The organism is Myxococcus sp. AM010, assembly GCF_013372585.1.
GTDB lineage: Bacteria > Myxococcota > Myxococcia > Myxococcales > Myxococcaceae > Myxococcus > Myxococcus vastator.
Genome location: NZ_JABXEO010000166.1, coordinates 1 through 6,884, shown reverse-complemented (window position 1 = coordinate 6,884; position 6,884 = coordinate 1). Strand labels below are relative to the sequence as shown.

The following is a 6,884-nucleotide window of genomic DNA, read 5'->3' as shown; positions in this document are numbered from 1 at the left end:
CCCCTGCCCCAAGCACCCCGCAAAGCAAAACCGCCGCCCCGGTCAGAGACCCGGGCGGCGGCTTCAAGGACAGGCGCGCGGCGAGGCCGCTCGCGGCCGGGGGGCTACCCCCACATGTCCTTGATGAGCTCCTTGCGGCGGCTCATCAGCTTCCCGAAGAAGTTGTCGTCCCGCATCTTCTGGAACATGGCGTTCGTCTCGTGCTTCTTCGTCGTCGACTCGGCGTGCGACTTGACCTCGTCGGCGGAGGCGTTCGGGTTGCTCTGGAGGAAGGACTCCATCTCCCCCTGGACCTTCTGCTTCACCGTGTTGATCCGGCCTTCGCCCAGGTACTGGAGGCTGCCCTTGATCTCCGGCTCGTTCATCCGGTCCACGGCGGAGTTCAGCACGCCCTCCCACGCCTGCTTCTGGTCCTCGGGGGTCGTCGTCGTCGACTTGCGCGCCGCGGCGGACGCGTTGTTCGAAATCTTGGTGGTCACGGGGAAAGCTCCTCGGAAGAAAAGAACGTCTCGAGGGAGTTATCGTCGGCGCCAGGCCCCAAGTTGCGTCCCTGCGGGCCAGGCGCCGACGCGGTCAACCTAGCCCTTGAGCTTGCCCAGGCTGGGGTTCTTCATCCAGGCCTTGAAGGACTCCAGGTCCTTCTGCTCGGCCTTGACGTCCGGCGGCGCGGCCGGCGGAGGCGGCACGTCACCCGTCAGCGACGCGTGCTTCTTGCTGCTCGTCTCGAAGGCGTCCTTCGCCCCCCCCCGGGCCGGCGGGGGCCTTGGGCGCGGCGGCCGGAGCCGCCGTGGCGGCGGGCGCGGCGGCGGCGGCCGCCTCTTCGGTGGCGAAGCCGCGGGCGTTCAGGTACGCCTGCATCCACTCCACGGACTCCACCAGCACGGGCGGCATGTTGGCCAGGGCCGGCGTCTTCGTCGCCTCGTTCAGGTGGCGGGTAAAGGCGTCCTTCACGTCCTGGTAGAGCTGGAAGCTCAGCGAAGCACCGGGCTTGGTGTTGCCCAGCAGCGCGGACATCTTCCGCATCACCTGCTGCAGCGTGCCCGTCGCCGACTTCGCCTGGTTCTCCAGTTCGGTGACGAGACGCTCGCGCTTGGCGACCAGTTCGGGCGGGGCCTCTGGAGGCATCTGGGCGGGCACGCGCGGATCAGGATTCGGGTTCGACATGTCAACGACCTCCCTGACGACGAAGAATTGAGCGGCGGGCAGCCTACCAGACTCCCCGGAAGAACAGTCGACTCCGGATGTGAAATGCACCCCTCAGCGGCGGCTCAGGGCGGAGATCATGGCCGCCGCCTTGCGCACCACGGGGTCATCCCCTGGCTGCATCGCCGCCGCGCGGCGCAGATCCTCCAGCGCCTGGGGCTTCTGGCCCAGGGCCAGCTTCACCTCCGCGCGCCCCACGTACACGGACGGATCATGCGGCGTCAGCTTGGCGGCCACGTCGAAGGCCGCCAGCGCCCCCTGCCCGTTTCCAGCCGCCATCTCCACCACGCCCAGGGCCTTGGCGAAGTAGGCGTCCGTCGGGTTGACGGCGTACAAGCCCTGGAAGAGCGTGCGCGCCTCGCTCACCCGGCCTTGATAGAAGAAGTAATAGGCCGTCTTGGCGATGGCGTAGAGCTCTTCGTCCGAGTAGCCACGCACGTCCCGCAGCGTGGCCCTGCCATCCGCCCAGCGCTGAAGAAGCGTGTCCAGCTTCGCCTCGTCCTTCGGATCATCCGGGTCCAGGACCGCCATGACGCTAGTAGCCCTCGTCCTTCTGCGCGTCCCACATGCGGCGGATGATCTCCTTCGTCTCCTCGTTCACCTGGTCCACCAGGGAGAGCATGGCGGACTCGCGGTGCAGCAGCGCCTTGAGCCGCTCCAGCCGGTCCGGGGCCGCCCTCACCTTGCCCAGGCCCCGCTCCAGCATCCGGCGCTGGTCCTCGTGCCCCCGGCCCGCCACGCTGGACAGGTGGGGCCGGTCGCTGAAGCCCTCCAGGTCCGCCTCATGTCCGCCGGGGTGCGGCGGCAGCGGCAGGCGGAGCTCCTCCGAGGAGTGCGCCGGCCCGATGAAGTCCAGCAGCGCCGCGGACGCGAGCGCCGGGTTCTTCGGGTTGCCCGTCTTGCGGAGCTTCTTCCGGTCGACCTGCGCCGGGTCGACGAGCCGCTCACGGACGCTGCGGGGACCACCCCAGGGCCACAGGGCGGTATTCGGAGGCGGATTGTTGATTCTGGCCATCGTGATACCGAACCTCACTCCAGATGGGTGGGGGACGTCCAGCCCCCCTAGCGCCTGGCGGCCGCGGCCGCCTGCTCGCGTTGCAGCTCGTAGACGAAGTTCAGGACCTCGGCCACGGCGTCATACAGCTCCTCGGGGACCTCCTGGCCCACCTCCACGCGGTAGAGGGCATTGGCCAGGTTCACGTTCCGCATCAGCGGGATGTTGTGCTCCCGGGCAATCTCACGAATCTTCTCCGCCTTGAGCCGCATGCCCTTGGCCACCACGCGCGGCGCGCCGTCCTTCTCCTTGTCGTACTTCAACGCGATGGCGATTTCGGCGTCGTCACTCATGGGAGGCCCCGCTGTCCCTGCATGATAGCCACACCCGGCCCGCTCACGCGCGGCCCTCGGGGACCGGCTGGCCGGACTTCAGGCCGTAGACGAAGTTGAGGACCTCGGCGACCGCGTCGTACAGCTCCTCCGGGACTTCGCGCCCCACCTCCACCCGTAGCAGGGCGTGGGCCAGGGGCACGTTGCGCAGCGTGGGCACGTCCTGCTCGCGGGCAATGGCCTTGATGCGCTCGGCCTTGAAGTCGATGCCCCGGGCCAGCACGCGCGGCGCGCCGTCCTTCTCCCGGTCGTACTTGAGGGCCACCGCCACGTGGTCCGGGTTGGTGACGATGACGTCGGCCTCGCGCACGGCCTCCATCTGCGCGCCCTCCATGATCTCCTGGTGCAGCTCCTTGCGCTTGGCCTTGTGGTGCGGGTCGCCCTCGCTCTGCTTGTACTCCTTCTTCACCTCCTCCTTCGTCATCATCATGTCCTTCATGAAGGACTTGCGCTGCCACCAGACGTCGAAGACGCCGAAGAGGACGAAGAGGAGCGCCACCCGCGTGGCGACGCGCGTCACCAGCTCACCCATGATGGCCATGATGGCGCGCGTGTCCTGCCGCACCGTTTCGGCCACCATGGGCATGGAGTCCCGCACCACGCCGTAGACGACGTAGGCGGTGACGGTGATTTTGAGGAGGTTCTTCAGCAGCTCAACAATCGCCTTCTTGTTGAACAGGTTCTTCATGCCCTGGATGGGGTTGAGCTTCTCCATCTTCGGCATCAGCGGGTCCATGGTGAAGAGCGACCCCACCTGGAGGTACTCCAGCAGTCCGCCGACAATGGCCCCACCCGCCAGCACCGGCAGCGACACCACCACCACGGCGCGCACGCCCAGCAAGAGCAGCTGCCCGGTGGCCACCGACAGGTCCACCGGGTTCGTCAGGTGGTCGAAGGAGAACTGGAAGAGCGACGTCAGCTCCGTCTCCAGCATGTCCCAGCTGCCCTTGACCGCGGCCAGCCCCACCACGAGCACGCCCACGCCGCTGAGGTCCTTGCTCTTCCAGACCTGCCCCTTCTTGCGTGAGTCATCCAGCTTCTTCTGGGATGGCTCTTCTGTTTTTTCGCCGCTCTCGTCCGACATGGCGCGTCCCGGATGAAGAGGCTCAGGACAAGAGCCGCAGGGCCTGGTTGAGGGTCCGCAGCATGACGACCATCTCCCCCTGCATGCGGTCTATCAAGGCGCCGAGCACCAGGAAGACGAGCAGCACGCTCACCAGGGGCTTGACGGACATGGAGATGAAGAACACCTGGATTTGCGGCGCCACGCGGTTGATGGCGCCCAGCGCCACGTCCGTGAGGAAGGTCGCCAGCATCGCCGGAGCGGCCAGCGACAGGCTCACCCGGAGCAGGTCCGCGAACACGCGAATCATCAAGTCGAAGAAGGGCCACGGCCCGTCGTGGAAGCGCGGGAAGCCGTCCAGCGGCACCGCCACCAGGCTGTCCGCCAGCGCCTCGATGACCAGGTGGTGCCCGTTCAGCGTGAGGAACAGCACCACCGCCAGCTGCACCTTGAAGTTGGAGAACAGCGTCACCTGCTGCCCCAGCTGGGGCACGTACAGCTGCGCGTTGTTGCTGCCGGACATGGTGTCCACCAGGTTGCCAGCCACGCGCGCCGCCTCGAAGAGCGTGTTGACGACGAAGGCGATGGAGAAGCCGATGAACACCTCCTTCGCCATCAGCGCGATGTACGGCATGGCGCTCAGGGGGATGGACGTCACCGAGCCCGCGATGAGCGGATAGAGGACGATGGAGAGCGTCAGCCCGACGCCCATCTTCAGCTCGGTGGGGACCACCTCGCCGCCCAGGAAGGGGCTGAAGATGAGGACGGGCATCACCCGGCACATCACCAGCGCCACCGTGAAGATGACGGCCGAGACGTTGGCCCGGGTGCCCAGCTCCGCGACGAGGTCCGCGACGTTCATTTGATGAGGACGGGGAACCTGTCGAAGACGTGGAAGGTGAAGCGCACCAGCTGGCTTCCAATCCAGGGCCCCGCCAACGCGAGGACGCCGAACACGGCGATGACCTTCGGCGCGAAGGTGAGCGTCTGCTCCTGAATCTGCGTGGTGGCCTGGAACAGGGAGATGATGAACCCCACCAACAGGCTCATCAGCACCGGCGGCGCCGACGCGACGAGCACCAGGAACAAGGCCTCCTGGGTGATGAACGTGAGCTGATTCATGGAGCCCTCTTCCTACAGGTAGCCGACGACCAGGCCCTTGGCGATGAGATACCAGCCGTCCACGAGCACGAACAGCAGCAGCTTGAACGGCATGGAGATGGTGGTCGGCGACAACATGTGCATGCCGAGCGCCAGCAGGATGTTGGCCACCACCATGTCGATGACGATGAATGGGACGAACAAGAGGAAGCCTATCTGGAAGGCCTCCTTGAGCTCGGACACGACGAAGGCCGGGATGATGACCATGAAGTCATTGTTCTCCACGGCGTCGCGGTCCTCGCCCTTGCGCATCTTCTTGGCCAGGTTGAAGAAGAGCGCCCGGTCCTTGGTGGTGACCTTCTTGATGAGCCACTCGCGCAGCGGCTCCTTGGACTTGTTGGCGGCGCCCAGCATGGAGCCCACCGTCTCCGAGGAGAACACGCCGGGGCCCTTGGCCCAGATGTCCAGGCCGGCCGCGCGGTACATCTGCTGGCCCACCGGGGCCATGATGTAGACGGTGAGGATGATGGCCAGGCCGGTGATGACCTGGGTCGGCGGAATCTGCTGCGTGCCCAGCGCCGAGCGGACAATGGAGAGCACCACCGAAATCTTCACGAAGCTGGTCGCCATCATCAGCGCGAAGGGCACCAGGCCCATGGCCGCGAGCGCCAGGATGAGGATGAGCGGGCGCGAGGCGAACGAGTCGCTGTTGACGGCCTCGTTGACCACCGAGTCGGGGATGGCCGCGCTCCCGCGCCGCTGAGCGAGCGCGGTGAAGGGATGAACGGCGACCGCGGCCGCGAACAGCCAGGGCGGGACGCGCGGGAGACGGGGGCGGGCAGAGGAAGGGACGTTCACGGGCACGGTCGTCAGGAGCCGGGGGGCTGGGAAGGCGAGCCACCGCTGCGGCGGGAGAGGAGCTTCTGGAGGAATGGGCTCAGTGGAACTGCATTCGTCTGCGGGCGCTGCGCGCGGATGCGCTCCACCGCCTCCACATCCAGCTTCGACAACAGTTGCAAGCCACCCTCGCCGCCGCCCAACAGCAGGTATTCGTCCGCGGCCTTCACCACGAAGAGGCTGCGGCGCTGGTCCAGGGGCAGCCGCTCCACCACGGAGATCAGGGGCTGACGGCCCGCGGCCACCCCCTGGAGCCCCATCAGCTTGCGCAGGCCCACGTTCAGCGTGAGGTAGATGGACGCCACCACCACGCCCAGTACGAGCAGCGTGCGCACCAGCGTCCAGCCCAGGCTGTCCGTCTCCTCGGACTCCGGCAGGGTGTCTCCTGCCGCGCCGCTCTGGGCCGCCTTCGCGGACTCGCGCGCAGACAGCTCCGCGTCCAGGGCACGTTCCGCCTCCAGCAACTCGGCGTCGGCCTCCGGGGCCGCGCGCTCAGTGGCCGGCGATGGCGTCGCGGGCGAGGCAACCGCTGGTGCCTGGGACGGGGCAGGAACCGACGCCGCGGGGGGCGCCACCGGATTCACGGAGGGTGCGACCGGCGCGGACGTGGACGGAGCCTGGGCCATGGCGGCGGGCGGCGCGAACACCAGCGCGGCACCAAGCAACAGGCGCATGAGGGGGGGACGGAGGACTGCCATGGCTGGGCGCGAGGCTAGTGCATCGGCCGGAGGACCGCCACGGGCCCACGCCCGGCCGGCCACTCCTGCTCGCCTGCCCTGCCCCGCCTGGGACTCAGCTCGCCAGGGTGATGATGCGCACGCCGAGCTGGCCTTCCAACTCCACCAGCTCACCCCGGGCCACCACCTTGCCGTTGACGGACAGCTCCACCGGCTCTCCCGGCCCCCGGCTCAGCTCGAGGACCTGACCGGTGCGCAGCCCCACCACCTGCTGCGCGGTGACGGGCACGCGCGCCAGCTCCACCGCAATCTGCAAAGGCACGTCTCCGAGCAGGTCGCTTCCGTCCGGCTTGCTCACATCGTCCAAGGCCGCCCCTTCCAGTGCCGGAGGCACGTCCAACTCCGGGTTCGTGAAGTCCTCTTCTTCATCCCCAGGCTCCTCGTCCGCGGAGCCCGGGTGGCCCGGTGCGCCTTGAACGAATTCGGTGATGCGCGCCTGGTAGCGCCCGTCCTCGCCGACGAACACCTCCGCCTCTGCCCACCCCGCCGTCCCCTTC

General features: G+C 67.7%; 11 protein-coding genes. All 11 read right to left on the bottom strand.

What is annotated here, in order from left to right; genetic code table 11:
* Positions 1 to 104: 104 nt before the first annotated feature.
* Positions 105 to 479 carry a hypothetical protein gene (locus tag HV826_RS35820; RefSeq protein WP_176413416.1) on the bottom strand — a complete coding sequence of 125 codons (375 nt, stop codon included), beginning with the start codon at positions 477 to 479 and terminating at the stop codon, positions 105 to 107.
* A gap of 208 nt (positions 480 to 687) precedes the next feature.
* Positions 688 to 1,164 (bottom strand): hypothetical protein, encoded by a 477-nt coding sequence (locus HV826_RS35815; protein WP_255217583.1) that lies wholly within the window; start codon positions 1,162 to 1,164, stop codon positions 688 to 690.
* Positions 1,165 to 1,257: 93 nt separating this feature from the next.
* Positions 1,258 to 1,734 (bottom strand): SycD/LcrH family type III secretion system chaperone, encoded by a 477-nt coding sequence (locus HV826_RS35810; RefSeq protein ID WP_176421495.1) that lies wholly within the window; start codon positions 1,732 to 1,734, stop codon positions 1,258 to 1,260.
* Positions 1,735 to 1,738: 4 nt separating this feature from the next.
* Positions 1,739 to 2,218, bottom strand: a complete 480-nt coding sequence (locus HV826_RS35805; protein ID WP_163786264.1) for a hypothetical protein — start codon at positions 2,216 to 2,218, stop codon at positions 1,739 to 1,741.
* A gap of 47 nt (positions 2,219 to 2,265) precedes the next feature.
* Positions 2,266 to 2,550, bottom strand: a complete 285-nt coding sequence (locus tag HV826_RS35800) for an EscU/YscU/HrcU family type III secretion system export apparatus switch protein (RefSeq protein WP_011552525.1) — start codon at positions 2,548 to 2,550, stop codon at positions 2,266 to 2,268.
* A 43-nt stretch (positions 2,551 to 2,593) separates the two neighbouring features.
* Complete coding sequence (gene sctU, locus HV826_RS35795) at positions 2,594 to 3,673, bottom strand: type III secretion system export apparatus subunit SctU (RefSeq protein ID WP_176421494.1); 1,080 nt, start codon at positions 3,671 to 3,673, stop codon at positions 2,594 to 2,596.
* Between the two features lie 22 nt (positions 3,674 to 3,695).
* On the bottom strand, positions 3,696 to 4,514 hold the full coding sequence (locus HV826_RS35790; protein ID WP_163786266.1) for a flagellar biosynthetic protein FliR: 819 nt from the start codon (positions 4,512 to 4,514) through the stop codon (positions 3,696 to 3,698).
* Positions 4,511 to 4,774, bottom strand: a complete 264-nt coding sequence (gene fliQ / locus HV826_RS35785) for a flagellar biosynthesis protein FliQ (protein WP_163786267.1) — start codon at positions 4,772 to 4,774, stop codon at positions 4,511 to 4,513. Before fliQ ends, HV826_RS35790 begins: the two co-directional genes overlap by 4 nt.
* A gap of 12 nt (positions 4,775 to 4,786) precedes the next feature.
* Positions 4,787 to 5,611: a type III secretion system export apparatus subunit SctR gene (gene sctR, locus HV826_RS35780; RefSeq protein WP_176421493.1), complete on the bottom strand. Its 825-nt coding sequence runs from the start codon at positions 5,609 to 5,611 to the stop codon at positions 4,787 to 4,789.
* 11 nt (positions 5,612 to 5,622) lie between these two features.
* Positions 5,623 to 6,348 (bottom strand): flagellar biosynthetic protein FliO, encoded by a 726-nt coding sequence (locus tag HV826_RS35775; RefSeq protein ID WP_255217582.1) that lies wholly within the window; start codon positions 6,346 to 6,348, stop codon positions 5,623 to 5,625.
* A gap of 94 nt (positions 6,349 to 6,442) precedes the next feature.
* Positions 6,443 to 6,884: type III secretion system cytoplasmic ring protein SctQ (gene sctQ / locus HV826_RS35770; protein WP_176421492.1), on the bottom strand; the 442-nt coding region annotated here is incomplete at its 5' end.

Excerpts from the sequence above, each read along its gene's own strand:
- HV826_RS35815 (WP_255217583.1), bottom strand. The coding sequence starts at position 1,164 with ATGTCGAACCCGAATCCTGATCCGCGCGTGCCCGCCCAGATGCCTCCA.
- HV826_RS35810 (WP_176421495.1), bottom strand. The coding sequence starts at position 1,734 with ATGGCGGTCCTGGACCCGGATGATCCGAAGGACGAGGCGAAGCTGGAC.
- HV826_RS35805 (WP_163786264.1), bottom strand. The coding sequence starts at position 2,218 with ATGGCCAGAATCAACAATCCGCCTCCGAATACCGCCCTGTGGCCCTGG.
- HV826_RS35800 (WP_011552525.1), bottom strand. The coding sequence starts at position 2,550 with ATGAGTGACGACGCCGAAATCGCCATCGCGTTGAAGTACGACAAGGAG.
- sctU (WP_176421494.1), bottom strand. The coding sequence starts at position 3,673 with ATGTCGGACGAGAGCGGCGAAAAAACAGAAGAGCCATCCCAGAAGAAG.
- HV826_RS35790 (WP_163786266.1), bottom strand. The coding sequence starts at position 4,514 with ATGAACGTCGCGGACCTCGTCGCGGAGCTGGGCACCCGGGCCAACGTC.
- fliQ (WP_163786267.1), bottom strand. The coding sequence starts at position 4,774 with ATGAATCAGCTCACGTTCATCACCCAGGAGGCCTTGTTCCTGGTGCTC.
- HV826_RS35775 (WP_255217582.1), bottom strand. The coding sequence starts at position 6,348 with ATGGCAGTCCTCCGTCCCCCCCTCATGCGCCTGTTGCTTGGTGCCGCG.